17 protein-coding genes and 1 pseudogene are annotated in these 17,587 nt (G+C 56.3%); 9 read left to right on the forward strand and 9 right to left on the reverse strand.

Translation table 11 applies throughout. The annotated features are described in order from the left end of the window. Positions 1–942, forward strand: a complete 942-nt coding sequence (locus tag ACYZTR_RS07680) for a LysR family transcriptional regulator (RefSeq protein WP_461979614.1) — start codon at positions 1–3, stop codon at positions 940–942. Positions 943–1,181: 239 nt separating this feature from the next. On the opposite strand, the gene ACYZTR_RS07685 is transcribed toward ACYZTR_RS07680, so the two are convergent. Beyond that, positions 1,182–1,790, reverse strand: a complete 609-nt coding sequence (locus ACYZTR_RS07685) for a TetR/AcrR family transcriptional regulator (protein WP_461977746.1) — start codon at positions 1,788–1,790, stop codon at positions 1,182–1,184. A gap of 213 nt (positions 1,791–2,003) precedes the next feature. Here ACYZTR_RS07685 and ACYZTR_RS07690 point away from each other — a divergent pair, with 213 nt between their 5' ends. Then, positions 2,004–3,062 (forward strand): MBL fold metallo-hydrolase, encoded by a 1,059-nt coding sequence (locus tag ACYZTR_RS07690; protein ID WP_461977748.1) that lies wholly within the window; start codon positions 2,004–2,006, stop codon positions 3,060–3,062. 51 nt (positions 3,063–3,113) lie between these two features. Here ACYZTR_RS07690 and ACYZTR_RS07695 read toward each other — a convergent pair whose 3' ends face one another. Both ACYZTR_RS07695 and ACYZTR_RS07700 read right to left on the reverse strand, forming a co-directional pair. Further along, a complete protein-coding gene (locus tag ACYZTR_RS07695) occupies positions 3,114–3,374 on the reverse strand; it encodes an XRE family transcriptional regulator (protein WP_461977750.1) in 261 nt (86 codons plus the stop codon). 11 nt (positions 3,375–3,385) lie between these two features. Next, a complete protein-coding gene (locus ACYZTR_RS07700; protein WP_461977752.1) occupies positions 3,386–3,703 on the reverse strand; it encodes a helix-turn-helix domain-containing protein in 318 nt (105 codons plus the stop codon). A gap of 277 nt (positions 3,704–3,980) precedes the next feature. Here ACYZTR_RS07700 and bglX point away from each other — a divergent pair, with 277 nt between their 5' ends. Next, positions 3,981–6,245: a beta-glucosidase BglX gene (gene bglX, locus ACYZTR_RS07705; RefSeq protein ID WP_461977754.1), complete on the forward strand. Its 2,265-nt coding sequence runs from the start codon at positions 3,981–3,983 to the stop codon at positions 6,243–6,245. Between the two features lie 199 nt (positions 6,246–6,444). On the opposite strand, the gene ACYZTR_RS07710 is transcribed toward bglX, so the two are convergent. Next, positions 6,445–7,212, reverse strand: coding sequence for an AraC family transcriptional regulator (locus ACYZTR_RS07710; RefSeq protein WP_461977756.1), 768 nt, complete (start codon positions 7,210–7,212; stop codon positions 6,445–6,447). Between the two features lie 111 nt (positions 7,213–7,323). Here ACYZTR_RS07710 and ACYZTR_RS07715 point away from each other — a divergent pair, with 111 nt between their 5' ends. The 3 genes from ACYZTR_RS07715 to ACYZTR_RS07725 all read left to right on the forward strand — a co-directional run bounded on the left by ACYZTR_RS07715 (position 7,324) and on the right by ACYZTR_RS07725 (position 9,321). After that, the gene (locus ACYZTR_RS07715) at positions 7,324–8,139 is read left to right on the forward strand and encodes a sulfite exporter TauE/SafE family protein (protein WP_461977758.1); all 816 of its coding nucleotides are present in this window, start codon (positions 7,324–7,326) and stop codon (positions 8,137–8,139) included. A gap of 71 nt (positions 8,140–8,210) precedes the next feature. Beyond that, entirely contained in the window at positions 8,211–8,579 is a 369-nt protein-coding gene (locus tag ACYZTR_RS07720) for a hypothetical protein (RefSeq protein ID WP_461977760.1), read from the forward strand. A 37-nt stretch (positions 8,580–8,616) separates the two neighbouring features. Continuing rightward, the gene (locus ACYZTR_RS07725; RefSeq protein WP_449643426.1) at positions 8,617–9,321 is read left to right on the forward strand and encodes a DUF6933 domain-containing protein; all 705 of its coding nucleotides are present in this window, start codon (positions 8,617–8,619) and stop codon (positions 9,319–9,321) included. A 14-nt stretch (positions 9,322–9,335) separates the two neighbouring features. On the opposite strand, the gene ACYZTR_RS07730 is transcribed toward ACYZTR_RS07725, so the two are convergent. Beyond that, the gene (locus ACYZTR_RS07730; RefSeq protein WP_461977762.1) at positions 9,336–10,319 is read right to left on the reverse strand and encodes a hypothetical protein; all 984 of its coding nucleotides are present in this window, start codon (positions 10,317–10,319) and stop codon (positions 9,336–9,338) included. Positions 10,320–10,581: 262 nt separating this feature from the next. Between ACYZTR_RS07730 and ACYZTR_RS07735 the strand changes: the two genes are divergently transcribed. The 3 genes from ACYZTR_RS07735 (at position 10,582) to istB (ending at position 13,901) form a co-directional block, all read left to right on the forward strand. Continuing rightward, positions 10,582–11,403: an HNH endonuclease gene (locus ACYZTR_RS07735; protein WP_461977764.1), complete on the forward strand. Its 822-nt coding sequence runs from the start codon at positions 10,582–10,584 to the stop codon at positions 11,401–11,403. Between the two features lie 208 nt (positions 11,404–11,611). Then, complete coding sequence (gene istA / locus ACYZTR_RS07740) at positions 11,612–13,126, forward strand: IS21 family transposase (protein WP_461977766.1); 1,515 nt, start codon at positions 11,612–11,614, stop codon at positions 13,124–13,126. Positions 13,127–13,145: 19 nt separating this feature from the next. Continuing rightward, on the forward strand, positions 13,146–13,901 hold the full coding sequence (gene istB / locus ACYZTR_RS07745; protein WP_461977767.1) for an IS21-like element ISPsy14 family helper ATPase IstB: 756 nt from the start codon (positions 13,146–13,148) through the stop codon (positions 13,899–13,901). Between the two features lie 266 nt (positions 13,902–14,167). On the opposite strand, the gene ACYZTR_RS07750 is transcribed toward istB, so the two are convergent. The 4 genes and pseudogenes from ACYZTR_RS07750 to ACYZTR_RS07765 all read right to left on the reverse strand — a co-directional run bounded on the left by ACYZTR_RS07750 (position 14,168) and on the right by ACYZTR_RS07765 (position 17,543). Beyond that, positions 14,168–14,701: a BRO-N domain-containing protein gene (locus ACYZTR_RS07750; protein ID WP_461977769.1), complete on the reverse strand. Its 534-nt coding sequence runs from the start codon at positions 14,699–14,701 to the stop codon at positions 14,168–14,170. Positions 14,702–15,113: 412 nt separating this feature from the next. Further along, positions 15,114–16,364: a ribonucleotide-diphosphate reductase subunit beta gene (locus ACYZTR_RS07755; RefSeq protein WP_150657174.1), complete on the reverse strand. Its 1,251-nt coding sequence runs from the start codon at positions 16,362–16,364 to the stop codon at positions 15,114–15,116. Between the two features lie 530 nt (positions 16,365–16,894). Beyond that, positions 16,895–17,089: pseudogene (locus ACYZTR_RS07760) on the reverse strand (hypothetical protein); the annotation flags it as partial. Positions 17,090–17,279: 190 nt separating this feature from the next. After that, positions 17,280–17,543 carry a DUF2790 domain-containing protein gene (locus ACYZTR_RS07765; RefSeq protein WP_461977771.1) on the reverse strand — a complete coding sequence of 88 codons (264 nt, stop codon included), beginning with the start codon at positions 17,541–17,543 and terminating at the stop codon, positions 17,280–17,282. Between the last annotated feature and the right edge of the window lie 44 nt (positions 17,544–17,587).

Consider the following 17,587-nt stretch of genomic DNA (forward strand, 5'->3'; position numbering starts at 1 on the left):
TTGTTGATTCCTGGCTCCCACTATAGATTGGCGTTCACGCACTCAATATTGGCGTTATCGCAATTGATCAATGCACCGATGCACTATCGACTGGATTACCCCGACCTGTCCCTGATCCTCGCGCTGGTACGCGGCGGCTCTCTGGCGCGGGCGTCGATGCTGTTGAAAGTCGACGTCTCGACGGTGTTTCGCGCCGTGCGCCGACTGGAAGCCGCGCTGGGCCAGCAATTGTTCGAAAAGAGCCGCGCCGGCTACTTGCCCACCACCTTGGCGCAGACCCTGGCCGAGCAGGCTGAGCGGGCCGAACAAGCGCTGGAGGCGGCGCGCATTGGCGTGGAGCAGGGCGGTGAAGTCATCAGCGGCACCGTGCGCCTGACCTGCACCGATTCAGTCCTGCAAGGTTTGCTGTTGCCGGCGTTGGCGCGGTTCATGCCGTCCTACCCGGCGCTGACCATCGAATTGAGTACCTCCAACGACTTCGCCAACCTCAGCCGCCGGGATGCGGATATCGCCTTGCGCCTGACCTGCACACCGCCCGAGCACTTGGTTGGCCGGCGATTGGCCCAGGTGTCGTATCGAGTCTGTGCCAGCGCGGCGTACCTGAAATCGGTCAATTGCGAAGACCTGGCCTCGCTGACCTGGATCGCCACGGACGACTTCCTGCCCGATCACCCCACCGTCGCGTGGCGCCGTCAGCAGTTGCCCGGCGTCAGGCCGGGTTATCGCTGCAACAGCATGTTGTCGGTGACTGAGCTGGTGCGGGCCGGGCTCGGTGTCGCGGCATTGCCGGACTTCCTCATCGGTGACGGGCTGCAACCGTTGAGCGAGCCGCTACACGGTTACGACACAGCGCTCTGGTTGCTGACCCGCCCGGACTGCCGCGCCTTGCGTTCGGTGGTGACGTTGTTCGATGAGTTGGGGCGGGCGTTGAAATTGTCTTGATGGGCATCAGGCCTTGGGCTGATCCTTGCCGACGAAGTGCTGATGCATTTCCGAGGTCAGGCTTTCGATGCGTTAGGTGAGGGCCTTGGTGGTGGTCATGATGCTCTCTGCATGGCGCTGGGACTGAGGCTCACTTATAGCCCCAGCGCCAGTTTCATTCTGAAACACATTGCGGTGTTTTATTCAGAGCGACCTGGGAACGGTAAATCGGCAGACCTTGTCATTTATTGCAACTCGATTCAGTGCTGATAACAGGCCAGGAACATGTCCAGCGCCGACTCGACAACAGTGCTCTGCATTTCGGCTGACAGGCCGGGCAAACCCATGGAAATCTGCGGCCAGAAAGCAAAAGATTTGAGCATTCCCTGAATCTGTTTCGCGGCGAATTCGGGGGCGACCGGTTTCAAACGCCCATCGGCCTGGGCGGAGCGGATCCACACGGTCAGGCCTTCTTCAAGTTCGCCCATTCGGGCAACCATGTTCTGCGCGCGCTCGGGGGAATGGATCGTTGCGGCGATGGCCACTCGCGCCAGGTCGAGAAAACTGTCATCGCCCAGCGTCTGCATTTTCGCCATTAGCATCAGGCGCATCTGCTCGCGCAGCGGCAGGTCAGGGCGGTAGGGCGTTTTCTGTTCTTCCCTCACCCGCGCCCACAATTGATTGAGGATTTCGGCGAACAACTCTTCCTTGCTGGGGAAATGGTTGTACACCGTGCGCTTCGACACGCCGGCGGTAGCCGCGATCTTGTCCATGCTGGTGATGTCGAAACCGTTGGCACGGAATTCGGCAATCGCGGCTTGAATGATGGCGTCGCGTTTTCGGTCGGTGAGGCGCTGTGGAGCTGTCATAAGTACGCTTCGGCAGGAATAAGTGAGAATTACACTTGGCAGTTTACTTGTGATCGGCTTTGATACAACCTTGAAACTACACTGTGCAGTGTAATGTTTTGTTAATCATGCGCAGTGAATATTAGAATCTGCGGCTGATGCGTGCGTGCCTTGGCCATTTATCGTCCCAAACGGAAATCGCGAATTGTGCGGTTTTTATGGAGTCATTCAGTCATGGCCACATCAACTTCCCCATCGGATAACGCCTCTACGCCTGAAGCTTCCCGTCAGGTAGAAGGGCTCTATCGAAACCATGCGCAGGTTAAGCGCGAAGGCTTTCGCAAAACCCTGCGCATCATGTGGAGCATGATCTTCCACAAACCGCGTAACACCCGCCCGACCGCACCCGTCCCGGTGCAAACCCTGACTCAGGTAGCGTTGATCGCCGCACCTAACCACAGCGTTTACCGACTCGGTCATTCCACCGTACTGCTGAAACTGCGGGATAAATTCTGGATCACCGACCCGGTCTTCGCCGAACGCGCCTCGCCGGTGCAATGGGCCGGCCCCAAGCGCTTCCACCAGCCGCCGATCTGCCTCGAAGCGTTGCCGCCTATCGAAGCCGTGATCCTGTCCCACGATCACTACGACCACCTCGATTATCAAGCCGTGCTCAAACTGGCGGACAAGGCCAAGTACTTTCTGACGCCGCTGGGCGTGGGCGACACCTTGATCAAGTGGGGCGTCGACGCCAGCAAAGTGCGCCAACTGGACTGGTGGCAGGGCACAGAAGTTGACGGCATCCAGTTCATCGCCACGCCATCGCAACACTTTTCCGGTCGCGGTCTGTTCGATGGCAACAGCACATTGTGGGCCTCGTGGGTGATGATCGACGGCGACACGCGGGTCTTCTTCAGCGGCGACAGCGGCTACTTCGACGGCTTCAAACGCATCGGCGAACAGTATGGCCCATTCGACCTGACGCTCATGGAAACCGGTGCCTACAACGTCGAGTGGCCGCATGTTCACATGCAGCCGGAGCAAACCCTGCAAGCGCACATCGACCTCAAAGGTCGCTGGTTATTGCCGATTCACAACGGCACCTTCGATTTGTCGATGCACGCCTGGTACGAGCCCTTCGACCGCATTCTGGCGTTGGCCTGGGAGCGCAATGTGTCGATCACCACACCGCAAATGGGCGAGGCGTTCAACGTCATGTATCCGCAGCGTGGTAGTGCTTGGTGGGCGGGGTTGGAAAATGAAGGCGATCAGGTCGCGGCTCAGAACGCTTGATGATGTGTTGCCGGGCCGACTCACGTGAGCGGCCCGAGTTTCACCACTCAACTACCTGCGTTCATCCTCTAGCAGGTTTAGATATTCCGAGATCTTTGCCACGGTCAAATCGCGAAATTCTCCACGGAGCATTTCATTCAACTCCTCCTGAGACAGCCCGAGCTTTTGCGCCGCCTCCGTCTTACTCAGCCGACCGGTTTCGAGGAGTATGCCAATCTTCATAACGTACTCAGATTTTGCCCGCCTCTGACCCGCATCGGGATAGCTCGGCGCCTCATAAACACAGCTGTCGCTTCCATCGACTTCACTCATTCGCTGACACCTCACTCAACCATCGCATAATCCCCACGCCCCACCGGATTCGGCGTAGACCCTTTCACATTCATCCCTCTCCCCGGCGCGAACCCCGGGAAGAACACCAACCCCTCTGATTCAAACCGGTAAGCCAACGCAAGCCGGGTCACATCCCGCACATCACGCTCCGCCTCGAAACGCTGAATAGCGTCAACCGAAACCCCGGATTCCCGAGACAGCTCCTCCACACTCCAACCCAGCATCGCTCGGGCCTGAGCGCAATGCGCGGCGGTAAATTGGAAAAGGGCGATACGTTCCAAGGTGATTTTCATCGCAAGAGAGGCCATGGTGTTCTCCGGGCTCGAAAGTGTTGATCCAAAATATACTGTGTTTTTGTACAGTTGTTTTGAGCCCGGATCAAACGCATTTTTTGATCGGTTCTATTCTTTCTCTCAGGCAGGAGCGTCGGAGCGACTACGCTATTTCTATGCGGGATCCTGAAAGCCCAGCGGCTTTCAGCCCCCGTCAGCAGCAATGTTTGAACGTCAGCTTTCTGATTTTCAACACAAGGAAAGGTGGCGTTTCAAAGGCAAGCAGGTGATATGCGTCACAGGGAAGGCAATCATGAAAAGATTACGTCTGCTGTGTGCCCTGATCGGTTTTACGAGTCTGCCGGCCCTGGCCGATATGGAATCGTCAAACAAAGATGTCTTTGTCACCCACCTGATAAATCAGATGACGCAGGAGGAAAAGATCGGCCAACTGCGGCTGATCGCTATTGATGAAAAGATGACTCCCGAAAGGATGCGCCAAGAGATCACCGCCGGGCGAATCGGGGGTACGTACGGCTCTGTGAGCCGTTACGTAAACCGACCCATGCAGGACGCGGCTCAACAAAGCCGCCTGAAAATACCGATGTTTTTTGGCTGGGACGTGATACACGGCCATCGGACCATTTTTCCCATTGGCCTGGCGCTGGCCTCCAGCTGGGATATGGACGCCATTGAGTTGAGCGGTCGAACGGCGGCGAAAGAAGCCAGTGCGGACGGTATCGATTTGACCTTTGCTCCGATGATAGATATCGCCCGTGATCCTCGCTGGGGGCGCACGTCCGAAGGCTTCGGCGAAGACACCTATCTGGTTTCGCGCATCGCTAAAGTGATGGTTCAGGCCTACCAGGGCAAAAGCCTGAGTGCACCCGACAGCATCATGGCCAGCGCCAAACACTTCGCGTTGTATGGTGCTGTCGAAGGTGGACGCGACTACAACAGCGTCGACATGGGCCTGGCCAGAATGCACCAGGACTACCTGCCACCTTATCGTTCGGCGATTGAGGGTGGCGCGGGAGCAATGATGGTGGCGCTTAACTCGATAAATGGCGTGCCAGCCGCTTCCAATGCATGGTTGATGCAAGACCTGCTTCGCAAAGCATGGGGCTTCAAGGGGCTGGTCATCAGCGACCACAATGGGATAAACGATCTGGTTCAACATGGTGTTGCGAAGAATCACCGCGAAGCGGCCAGGCTCGCGATCAGGGCCGGTGTTGATATGAGCATGAACGACTTCTCCTATGGTCCGGAGCTACCCGGGCTGCTTGAGTCTGGCGCTGTTTCCCAGAGCAATATCGATAACGCAGTGCGGGAAGTCCTGGGGGCCAAGTATGACATGGGGCTGTTCGAAGACCCTTACCGGCGCATCGGCGTTGCCAGTGAAGACCCCGCTGATAACAATGCCGAAAACCGTCTGCACAGAGCGCCGGCCCGTGAAGTGGCACGCAAGACATTGGTGCTGCTGAAGAATGAAAACGGGCTCTTGCCGCTAAAAAAAGAGGGTGTGATCGCGCTCATAGGCCCGTTGGCAAAAAGTACCGTCGACATCATGGGCAGTTGGTCCGCAAGCGGCGTGCCCTCGCAATCGGTGACGATCTACGACGGGCTGAAAAGCGCTATGGACAAGGGCTCGCTGATCTATGCCCGAGGCGTCAATCTCACGGAGGATCAAGAGGTTATCAAATACCTGGGAGCGTCCGAAATCGAGAACGACGCTCGTCCGGCAGCAGAAATGATTGACGAAGCGGTCAAGGCTGCACAACAAGCCGATGTTGTGATTGCAGTAGTGGGTGAGCCCCGCAGTATGTCTCATGAAGCGGCCAGTCGAACCAGCCTCGATCTGCCAGGACGCCAGAGTGAATTGATTACCGCCCTGAAAGCCACCGGCAAGCCGCTGGTACTGGTATTGATGAACGGTCGGCCACTTTCCATCGGCAAGGAGCAGAAGCAGGCCGATGCAATTCTGGAAACCTGGTACAGCGGCTCTGAGGGAGGCAACGCCGTTGCCGATGTCTTGTTCGGTGACTACAACCCCTCCGGCAAATTACCCATCACCTTTCCACGCTCCGTGGGGCAGATCCCCAATTACTACAGCCATTTGAACACCGGCCGCCCCTACCTGCCGGGTGGGCCTCGCAACTACACGTCTCAATATTTCGATCAATCCCATGGTCCGCTTTATCCCTTCGGCTATGGGCTGAGTTATACCGATTTCAGCCTGACCGACATGGCCCTGTCTTCGACCACACTGAACAAGACCGACAAGCTCGTCGCCAGCGTCATGGTGAAGAATATCGGCCAGCGCGACGGCGAAACAGTGGTTCAGCTGTATATCCGCGATGTCGTTGGCTCCCTCAGCCGTCCGGTCAAAGAACTGAAGAACTTTAAAAAAATCATGCTCAAGGCCGGAGAAGAGACAGCGGTCCACTTCAGCATTGATGAGAACGACTTGAAGTTCTTCAACGCTCAGTTGGAATACGCCGCCGAGCCGGGCGAGTTCCAGGTGCAGATCGGTCTGGATTCTCAGGATGTGAAGGCGCAGAGTTTTGAGTTGCTGTAAGAATATGGCAGTGGCTAAGACCGATCAGTAAAGAAAATGAAGTGCCAAGCGCAGTACCAGTACCTGTGGGAGCGTGGCTTGCCCGCGAAGAACGATGACGCGTAATACCTGAAAAACCGCGGTGCATTCTTCGCGGGCAAGCCACGCTCCCACAGGTTCTGCACTAGGCGCGTGATTGGCTTTAGTGGTCGCGAGGTCGCTATTTCGCCCCCTCCAACCAGACGGACGGTGCCTGCCCCAGCACACGACGAAACATCGTCGAGAACGCCGCCGGGCTGTCATAGCCAAAATCCAGGGCAATGCGCGTTACCGGTTCGCCCACCACCAGCCGCGCCAGAGCCAGCACCACGCAGGCCCGCTGCCGCCATTGGCTGAAACTCAGGCCAGTTTGTTGGCGGAACAAGCGATTGAAAGTACGCAGGCTTATATGCAACTGATCGGCCCATTGCTGGGGCGACTGATGAGCGTCGGGTTGCTGCACAAAGCCCTGGCACAACGCGAGCAGCCGCGCATCGACGGGCAGCGGAATGTGCAACGGCAGGTGAGTGCTGCGCCCAAGTTCATGCAGCAGCAAGCCGATCAACGTACCGTCGCGCCCGCGCTCGTCATACTCCAGCGGGATTTCCACCGCCTCCATCAGCAAATGCCGCATCAACGGCGAAACGCTGATCACCTGGCAGCGATCCCCCAGATCCACCACCGCCGGTTCGATATACACACTGCGCGTGCTCACCCCCAGCATCAGCACTTCATGCGCCACCCCCGGCGGAATCCACACCGCCCGCTGCGGCGGCACCACCCAGTTGCCGTCATGCGTGCTGACCTGCATTACCCCGGTGGCGCCGTACAGCAATTGCGCCCGCCGATGCGTATGACGAGGCAACGAATGGCCGTGGGAATAATCCGTACCGATGGCCACCACCGGCCGTGGCGTGTGGTCCAGCAGATCAATCGAAACATTGCGCATCGAACAGCCCCAGCGGTTGGCGTAAGCGCAAACATTATTGGCTGACTTGCTGAAGCAGGCCAAGGCGCATCGTTCTATCGTCGACCGATCTCAACCAAAGGACGACACGCAATGCTCTATCTCCTGCTGGCACTCTTCGGCTGCATGACCGGCATCACCGCGGTGCTGTTCGGTTTCGGTGGCGGCTTCGTCGTCGTGCCATTGCTGTACCGCATGCTCATGGCCAGTCACGGCACAGACAACCCCGTCGGCCAATCGGCAATGCACATTGCTGTGGCTACCTCGACCTGCGTCATGATCGTCAACGCAACGATCGCCACCGGAAGACACCGCCGCGCCGGTAACCTCATTCGCCATTACCTGTGGCCGTGGGGCGGGTTTATAAGCGTGGGCGCGGTAGTCGGCGCCGTAGCGGCGATGTGGGCAAGTGGCGAGGTGATTCGCTATGCGTTCATCGCTTACCTGGGCGTGACCATTGCGGATTGCCTGTTACGACGCGGCTTTCTTACAGCGTCCGACACCGCAATCCCACGACGATTGGGAAAGGCAGAAGTGTCTGGCGGTGGTGTAGGAATCGGCGCTATCGCTACCTTTCTCGGCGTAGGCGGCAGCGTCATGACCGTGCCGATGTTGCGGCGTTGTGGGTTGAGCATGTCCCAGGCGACGTCCATGGCCAATCCGCTAAGTTTGCCCGTGGCGCTGGCCGGGACGCTGACTTACATGGCCATGGCCGGTTTCACCGAGTTTGATCTGGGGCCGTGGTTTATCGGTTATGTGGATGTGCTGGCGTTTGCGGTTTTGACGGTGGGATCGCTGGTGGGGATTCGGCTGGCCACGCCTTGGATTGGGCGGATACCGGATCGAATCCATGCGCGGGTGTATATTGGTTTGCTAGTTCTGGTGATGCTGAGCATGTGCGCCACGTAGGGTTGGAATCGTTAGCTTTAGTCGCAAGAATACGTCTTCGCATTGTTCAAGATTTCACTCGGGAGAATGTCATGTCGATCCTCGAAAGCGACTGGAAGAAATTCAAGGAACTGCGCAAGATTGCGCTCGATCGATTTTGCCAAGGCGTTCTTGCCGATGCAAAAGCCATTACCCTGCACGGGGCGCTGTCTGCTCACGCTCGATATGGAATGCTCTATGGCTTGATCCATGATCGGAACAAGGACATGGCCCGAGCCTTTGACCATCACAGCCAATCCCGCTCCAGTGCTCTCACCGCTTTAAGGTTGTTTGTCATGCATGACTTGCTGACCGACGCAGAGTTATCAGTGCTCAGTGAAGATGCGCTGGGCTACATCTCGGATGTCATTCGCCAGCCCTACGAGCTTGAATGGGTTGAAGAGATCGTGCGGCAGGACTGAAAACGGTTATCACCAGCCCTTTATAAGAGAACGATGGATGTGGATCTTCAATTGCACCGAAGCGGCAAGTCACTTCTTCAGCCGCGTGCACAAGGGTAAAAAAATCAGCCCGGTGGCCAAACCGCCATCGTCCGTCATTGAAGATGATGTGCCTGATGAGTCAGCCGAACAGTGGCTGGTTCACGCCGTCACTGTTCAACGCAAGCATGTGTTGTACGTCATTCACGTAAAAACTCGTTATTGCATGATTTTTGCGGACGCGAAAAAAGCGGACATCGAAGGTTTCCTTCAACGTTTTTCCGAGCGCTGGATAAACGGCGTGATTCAGCATGCGGGGCAACACGACATACTTCGTTGGTTCAACGACGAACTGATAGCGGAGCGATTCCAAGAGAGTTGTCGCGAGTACGTGTTTTACAAACGCGGACATCGCGGTGCGCAGAAACACATCAATGACATCGCCTGGGTGTTTGAGGGATGTGCTGCCGAACGAGGTTCTTTACCCCCTGACGAGTTCTCGGCAGGCCGCTTCGATACCGACATGAACAACTACCCGAGAGGCGGTAAAGCACACAAGGATTACTTCTACCCGGATGAGGAAATGATCGTTCACTGGTTAAGCCGTTACAGCGGCCTTGATGAGCTTGGCATTCAAGCAGCCCGTAAGCGGCACAAGGAAGCGAAACGGGAGATTCGGGAGGTCGTAAGGCAGCTTCAGCAAGCGCATGAGCCGTTGCAGTAAAGCTGTGGAACAGACTACTTACTCTCTAACCCTGGTGCATCCCGAACAATAAAGTGATCCAGGTTCTCGATATTCGCACTGAACACCCCGAACGTCTTCTCGGGGTTTTTCTTGCTCGGTACCTGCTTCAGTTCCGGCGTCACGCCGTAGAAAAAGCAATACAACTCTTTCCCGCTCTCACTGGCGTGTTTGATCTCTTCCAGAAACGCCTTGCGCTTGCGGTAGTTGTCGATCAGCTTTTTGCTCAGGTAAACGTTGACCGAGTAAGGCTTCTTCTTCGCCTCGTCCGGTTGCTTGAACCAGACCTTTTGTTCGAAGTCGATGCGAAAGCTCTGCGTGTAATCCTTGATCTCCTTGATCTTGCCCCAGTAAATCAGCCCCTTGTTGTCCTGCAGATATTCGATCTTCTTGAAGAACGACCCGTACGGCGCCGTGTGCTCGCCAATCTTCAGCGGCATGCGCTTGAGCAGATCCTTGTCCTCGAAGTTCGACACAAAACACTCCACCGGGTGGGCGAAGACACTGGTCTTGTCTGGCGCCGACTCGCTACTCGGGTGTTCGACATTACTGGCCGCTGAAGAGGGTTTCGGAACGTCCCGCATGACATCCTCCGCCACTGCTGGGCTCAACGGCTTGCGCACATACTCACGCCGAGTCAGCAACAACTCCGACGGGAAATGCTCCTCGCGACTGTCATCCGTTTCCGCGTCGTCCACACCCGAAGCCTGCGCCTTGAGACTGACATAAGGGCAATCCGCAACATGGCGGGTGCTGGGCGTGTTCTTGAAGTGCGGTGTACGAACGTAATTCACATTCTTGGCGTTGAACGTCGTCAACACATTCGCCGCATCGAACGCGAAACGGCAGGCATCGTTGGGGCACTGGAAGTGTTCCTTGGCGGAATCGAACTCCATCGTCTCGTCGAAATTCAAATCGCGCACGTCATAGATCGACAGCTTGTCGTCGAGGCTGAGGCAGTAGGCGAGGTCGAATTTCATGGTGGGCTCGGGACCGTGAGAGAAGAGTGGCGTATTAATAGCGGGAGGTGCGTGATGGTGCACCTGTTAATTCTCATCATGGTCGCGCCAACATCTTCATTTTCGGACAACGTCATAGCCTTGTGAGGAATGCAGGCACGACACATTTATCAACGCTGATCTCGAAGTTTTGTTTCGAATTAGCTGTGAGGGCGTTCCGTCAATCGTGTAGGAGTTTTCGTTAAATTTGGTAGTCTTCATCCTCTGATAAGAGGATGAGTGGATGCCAGCTGTCATTGCCGAAAATGATGAATCGAAGTGGGCCGATGAAACAGGAGTCTGTTACCACTTCCCGAAGCAGTACCGATCGATTCTTACCGAAGGAACGGCGGTGCTGTATTACAAAGGGAAGATGACAAACAAGGCTTTTTCGAATCAGCGTCTGAGTACCAACCCCCATTATTTTGGTGTTGCTCGAATAGGAAAGGTACATGCGGATGAGAACAGCACGCAGGGTGATTTGTTCGCTGTTATTGAGGGCTACAGGCCTTTTGAGTCTGCAGTTCCAATCAAGCTTGACGGTGAATACCTCGAGCAGATTCCTGTAAAACTGAAGAGTAATTATTGGCGTAATGGGGTCCGGATAATTGACCAGACGGTGTTTGACGGCATCTGCTCTCATGCGGTGCTGAAGTCGGAGCAGATCGACGACTTCAGTCCAATCGATATTGCACATGAGTTTGAGACGAGAGTTATTGGGACTGAAGGGAAAAAAATCACCTATTACGGTGTGAGGTATGAGCGCTGTCCAAAGCTTAGGCGTCAGGCAATCGCTATTCATGGGCTTCGATGCAAAGCCTGTGATTTCGACTTTGAGACAGCGTATGGCGCGCATGCAAAAGGTTTTATCCATGTACACCACGTGAAGCCCATTTCCGAATTTGACGAGGTCCAGGTTGTCGATCCCGCGACTGACTTGATCCCACTCTGTGCAAATTGCCACGCTGTTGTTCATAGGAAGCCCGAACAGTTACTGAGCGTTGAGCAACTGAAAGGCCTTCTCAATGGTCGTTGGGTTTTCGACGATTTAATCAAAGTTAGCTAGGTGGTGTAAAAGGAGGCTTGCAGCGAAATTTATGGGGATTCACTTGTGATTGCGGATTCCACGAGCATCCGGCCACCCATTCCATGAACATCTGGCCACCGATTCCACGATGATCCGGCCACCCAAAAGGCAGGCAGCAACGCAGGATTAATTCACTACCATCGACCTCTTTTATCGAAGCAGAGAGGTCGTCGTGGAGCGGTTATCCATGCGTAAAATTAAGGAAGTGCTACGTCTCAAGTTCGAGGTTGGCCTGTCTGCTCGCCAGATCGCGGTCAGCTTGCAAGTGGGGCGCGCAACCATCGGTGATTACCTCAATCGCTTTGCTGCCAGCGGGCTGACTTGGCCGTTCGCAGCGAGCGATGCGCAGTTGCAGCAGTGTCTTTACCCACCACCACCCGACCTCCCCAGCGATCAACGGCCGATGCCTGATTGGGCTCATGTCCACGCTGAATTACGCCACCCCGGCGTAACCCTGGCTTTGCTCTGGCAAGAGTATCGACTCAGCCACCCGCAAGGCTTCCAGTACAGCTGGTTCTGCGAGCACTACCGCCTCTGGGCCGCCAAGGTCGACGTGGTCATGCGCCAGGAACACCGTGCCGGCGAAAAGCTGTTTGTCGATTATGCCGGCCAGACCGTGCCGGTCATTGATCGGCGAACCGGCGAGATCCGCCAGACCCAGATCTTCGTCGCCGTCCTCGGCGCGTCCAGCTACAGCTTCGCCGAGGCCACCTGGTCGCAGAAACAGCCCGACTGGCTGGGCTCGCACGTGCGCTGCTTCGCCTTTCTCGGAGGTACATCGCAGATCCTGGTACCGGATAATCTGCGCAGCGGCGTTACCAAAGCGCATCGTTACGAGCCCGACATCAACCCCAGTTATCGCGACCTCGCCGAGCATTACGGCGTGGCCGTGTTGCCTGCCAGATCTCGCAAGCCTCGGGACAAAGCCAAGGTCGAAGTCGGCGTGCAAGTGGTCGAGCGCTGGATCCTGGCGGTGCTGCGCAACCGCCAGTTCTTCTCGCTGGGCGAACTCAACACAGCAATCGGACTGCTGCTGGATCGCCTCAACCAGAAGCCCTTCAAGAAGCTGCCCGGCTCACGCCGGTCAGCCTTCGAGACCATCGACCAGCCCGCGCTGCAACCGCTGCCGGAACATCCGTATGTCTACGCCGAATGGAAAAAGGTGCGGGTACACATCGACTACCACGTCGAGGTCGATGGCCACTACTACTCGGTGCCGTACCAGCTGGTGAAGCACCAACTCGAAGTACGCCTGACCGCGCAGACCGTCGAGTGCTTCCACGCCAACCAGCGTGTGGCCAGCCACCTGCGCTCGCCACACAAAGGCCGCCACACCACCCAAACCGAACACATGCCCAAGAGCCACCGCGAACACGCTGAGTGGACGCCCCAGCGACTGATCCGCTGGGCAGAGCAGACGGGCCCGAATACGGCCGGCGTCATCGCCTACATCCTCGAACGCCGAATTCATCCGCAGCACGGCTTCCGCGCCTGCCTGGGCATCCTGCGCCTGAGCAAACAGCACGGCGAAGAGCGGCTGGAAGCCGCTTGCCAGCGTGCGCTGGCACTGGGCGCGTGCAGTTACAAAAGCCTCGAGTCGATCCTGCGTCGAGGGCTGGAACGGCTGCCGCTGGCCCAGCAAAACCTGCCGTTACTGCCCGAGGAACACATCAATCTGCGCGGCCCCGGTTACTACCACTGACTGAAAAAGGAGCACGAGCATGCTGCCCAACCCAACGCTCGACAAGCTGCAAACCCTGCGACTGCACGGCATGATCAAGGCGCTCGACGAGCAACACGCAACGCCCGACATCAACGATCTCAGCTTCAACGAACGCCTCGGCCTGATGGTCGACCGCGAGCTAACAGAGCGTGAGAACGCACGCCTGACGACTCGCCTCAAAACCGCACGACTACGCCATAACGCCTGCCTGGAAGACATCGACTACCGCAGCCCGCGCGGCCTGGACAAGGCCCTGATCCTGCAACTGGGCAGCGGTCAGTGGCTGCGCGACGGCCTGAACCTGATCATCGGCGGCCCGACTGGCGTAGGCAAAACATGGCTCGCCTGCGCTCTGGCCCACAAGGCCTGTCGGGATGGCTACAGCGTGCGCTACCTGCGCCTGCCGCGCTTGATGGAAGAGCTGGGCCTGGCCCACGGCGACGGCCGCTTCGCGAAATTGATGGCGGGTTATGCCAAGACCGACTTGCTGATCCTGGACGACTGGGGCCTGGCGCCGTTTACCGCTGCGCAACGGCGCGACATGCTGGAGCTGCTGGACGACCGCTACGGCAGCCGCTCGACGCTGGTCACCAGCCAGATGCCGGTGGACAAATGGCATGCGCTGATCGGCGATCCGACCTTGGGCGATGCGATCCTCGACCGGCTGGTGCACAACGCTTATCGAATCGAACTGAAGGGCGAATCGATGCGCAGACGCGCAACGAAATTGACGGCGGCAGGGACTTCAGACTAACAATGCAAACCTGCGTCGCTGCGCTCCGACTGCCCGGCCGGATGACCGTGGAATAGGTGGCCGGATGTTGGTGGGCTGAGTGGCCGGATGGCGTGGAATGCGCATGTGATACGACCGAAGCCTCCAGTTCCAGATCACTCCAAATTTGGATATCCATACAATTGCCGAGGGTTGAAACCCTCGGACGATACTGAGTGGTCATGAAGGCTGTCTACGAATAGCTCCGGATTTCGCAAGCGATCCTATGAACCCAGCACCTAAAGCACCTAACCCATAGAATGCTTCGACGACTGAAACACCTGCACGAACCTCCGCCACCAAGGCTTAACCGTCGTCACTCTTCGTTGCGGCTGATCGTGCAACAGATACGGCATGTCCCGCAGCCTAATCCAACCTTCATCCTGCCAATGCAGCAGACTCATCGACATCTCCGGCCAATCCAACAAGCTCAACATTGGCCGATCCGAGTTTTCCGACTGCTCCGCATCGCGCAAGGCCGGCACCACCTGATGGGTTAACCACTCACGCAACAACCGATTCCCCGGAACGTAGTGATACACCAACAACGCATACACACCAGACTCACTGAGCAACAACTGTTTTTCCGGTTGCCGGAAATACTCAATCCACAAAACTCGGCGCTGATCCTTATCTAACTTGTTGACCATGCGATCACTCAGATGGACCCCCATCAAACGACCGATATCTCGGGCGCAGAACCATGGCTGATTTTCGAGTAGAAGGGCATGCAGAGCGAGGTTGTGGCGAGGGAAGACTGTCATAGAAAAAGTATCAAGCATGACCGACCTCCGAAATTAGGAGAGTGCGGAGCAGGTTGTATTCAGGCATATCCATGACCTCTACGTTTAGATTTTGGAGGGCCTGACCCCAACGTAGAGTGGATGTAAGAAATCCCAACGAGCAAAGTCATCTCATTCAAACCACAAGTCACCAATGGGGGACTCGCGGATTATGATAGGCCAAGCTTTCTACGTTGGGCGTTTCTTAGGCACCTGCAAAATAGCTTAGAGGTGCTTGTGGAAGGCTTCAATGCAGAAGCGGCTGTAAGTGTTGTAGGAGATTTAGTGCTGTGACGTAGGGGCGTAAAAGGACTACTCATCGCCCATAAAAAAGCCCCGATCAGATCGGGGCTTTTGCTTTTTCGATTTGTCGATTCAGATTGCAATCGTCAAATCGCGGCGAGCTCGGGAATCAATCCCAGCTCAACGCCCCACCCGTCTGATACTCAATAACTCTCGTCTCAAAGAAATTCTTCTCTTTCTTCAAGTCCATAATCTCGCTCATCCAAGGGAACGGGTTAGTCGTCCCCGGATACTCTTCTTTCAACCCAATCTGCGACAAACGACGGTTAGCGATGAACTTGAGGTAGTCCTCCATCATCGCCGCGTTCATGCCAAGCACGCCACGAGGCATAGTATCCCGAGCGTATTCAATCTCCAGCTGAGTCCCCTGCAGAATCATCTGGCTCGCTTCTTCCTTCATCTCAGCATCCCACAAATGCGGGTTTTCGATTTTGATCTGGTTGATCACGTCGATGCCGAAGTTCAGGTGCATGGATTCGTCGCGCAGGATGTATTGGAACTGCTCGGCGACGCCGGTCATTTTGTTGCGGCGGCCCATGGAGAGGATCTGGGTGAAGCCGCAGTAGAAGAAGATGCCTTCCAGAACGCAGTAATAGGCGATCAGGTTGCGCAGCAACTCTTTGTCGGTGTCGACGGTGCCGGTTTCGAACTTCGGGTCGGAGATCGAACGGGTGTATTTCAGGCCCCAGGTGGCTTTTTTCGCGACCGATGGGATCTCGTGGTACATGTTGAAGATCTCGCCTTCATCCATGGCCAACGATTCGATGCAGTACTGGTAGGCGTGGGTGTGGATCGCCTCTTCGAACGCCTGGCGCAGGATGTACTGGCGGCATTCCGGGTTGGTGATCAGGCGGTACACGGCCAGCACCAGGTTGTTGGCAACCAGGGAATCGGCGGTGGAGAAGAAGCCGAGGTTGCGCATGACAATGCGGCGCTCGTCGTCGGTCAGGCCTTCCGGGTCTTTCCAGAGGGCGATGTCGGCGGTCATGTTGACTTCTTGCGGCATCCAGTGGTTTGCGCAACCGTCCAGGTACTTCTGCCAGGCCCAGTCGTACTTGAACGGGACGAGCTGGTTGAGGTCGGCGCGGCAGTTGATCATGCGCTTTTCGTCTACCGCAACACGGGCGGAGGCGCCTTCGAGTTCGGCGAGGCCTTCGGCGATGTCGAGGTTGTCCAGGGCAGCTTTGGCACGGGCGATGGCGGCGGAGTCGGACGCGGTTACAGCGCGGGCTTCTTGAGCAGCGACACCGCCAGCGGTGTCGAGGCGGTCCATGTTGGCTTCAGTGGCGTGGCCGGCGTTGGCGCCTTTTACCACGGTTTCGCCGCTGTCTTCTTTGTCGAATTCGTCCCAGCTCAGCATGACGTGTCGTCTCCTGCGTGAGGGCCAGATGCCCGTGTGAAAACTGATAGGTGGTTTTTCACACGACCGTACTGGCCGCGTTGGATCTAAAGGAAATCGTTTTTTGCAGCAGTACAACGCAGGCAATAAACAGAATTTTGTACGGGTGTTCTGAGGCCACTGACGGGCGCGGAAAATGTGAACAGCTTCTGCGTGGGCTTCAGACTGGCTTGTTTCCCCTGTAAGGGAATATTGCAGGCCCGATTTACGCCGCATTATAGGGAAATTTTCGGTCGCGTGGTGCGACGAAGTGGCACTGAGAAGGGGAGGTAGGGGGCGTTTTTAGGCCGGAGTGAGGGTTTACAGGGCTTTGGCTGGATGTCGCGAGTGAAGATTTTTTTTCATAAATTTTGGCTAGTCATTTTTTTGTTCAAAAAACAGCCAAAAAGTCGCGTTTTTCACTATATGTTGTGTTTTAAGTCGTTTTTCGACGGCTCCAGACACAACTAAGCCCGACCGAAGTCGGGCTGTGAAGTCACGCTTGATGATCAGCTGAGGCGAGCGGCACCCACGTGATCTGCGCCATCGGAGGCGAGAGACGCAGAGCCGGTACGGTCGTAACCGTCAGAAGCGACAGCCGTTTGCGTGGTGTATGCACCCGAGCCAGTGCGGTCGTAGCCGTCAGCGGCGAAGGTGTTAGCGGCCAGGACAGAGAGGGTCAGGGCGACGATCAATTTGGTTTTCATGGTAGTGGCTCCAGGTTCGTTGGCGTTTTGTGCCTTAGGTGTGGAATTCATACTACGCCAGATAATTTGATTAAAAAATCGCAAATAAGCGCTTAAAACAATCGTATAAATCGATATGTAAGGTTCGGCGCTTCATCTGCCTTAAACAGCGGGCGGGTGGGTCGAACCTTGGGGGTGTGGGAGCGGGTGATTAGCCTTTAGAGCAGCCGTTACCCATGAGGCTGTAGCGCAGAATGTGGCGTTGACCTTTGGAATCTTCGTATTCCATTTTCGCCGGAACAACTTCGCAGACGTTCGGGATTTCGCTCATGGATATAATTTTGGCGATGTCCAGATGAGTGGAGTAAGTGTATTCCTCGATGGCGGGTTGTTGCTGCGCGACATCAGTCGGGACCTCGTCTGCCATGGCGGTTGCGCACAGGCTGCTGAGGGCCAGAACTAATAAAGCTTTCATTTCAAATTTACCTTTTAGAGGTCGAGTGGGGTCACGCAACCTTT

The organism is Pseudomonas sp. Hz4 (assembly GCF_054898165.1).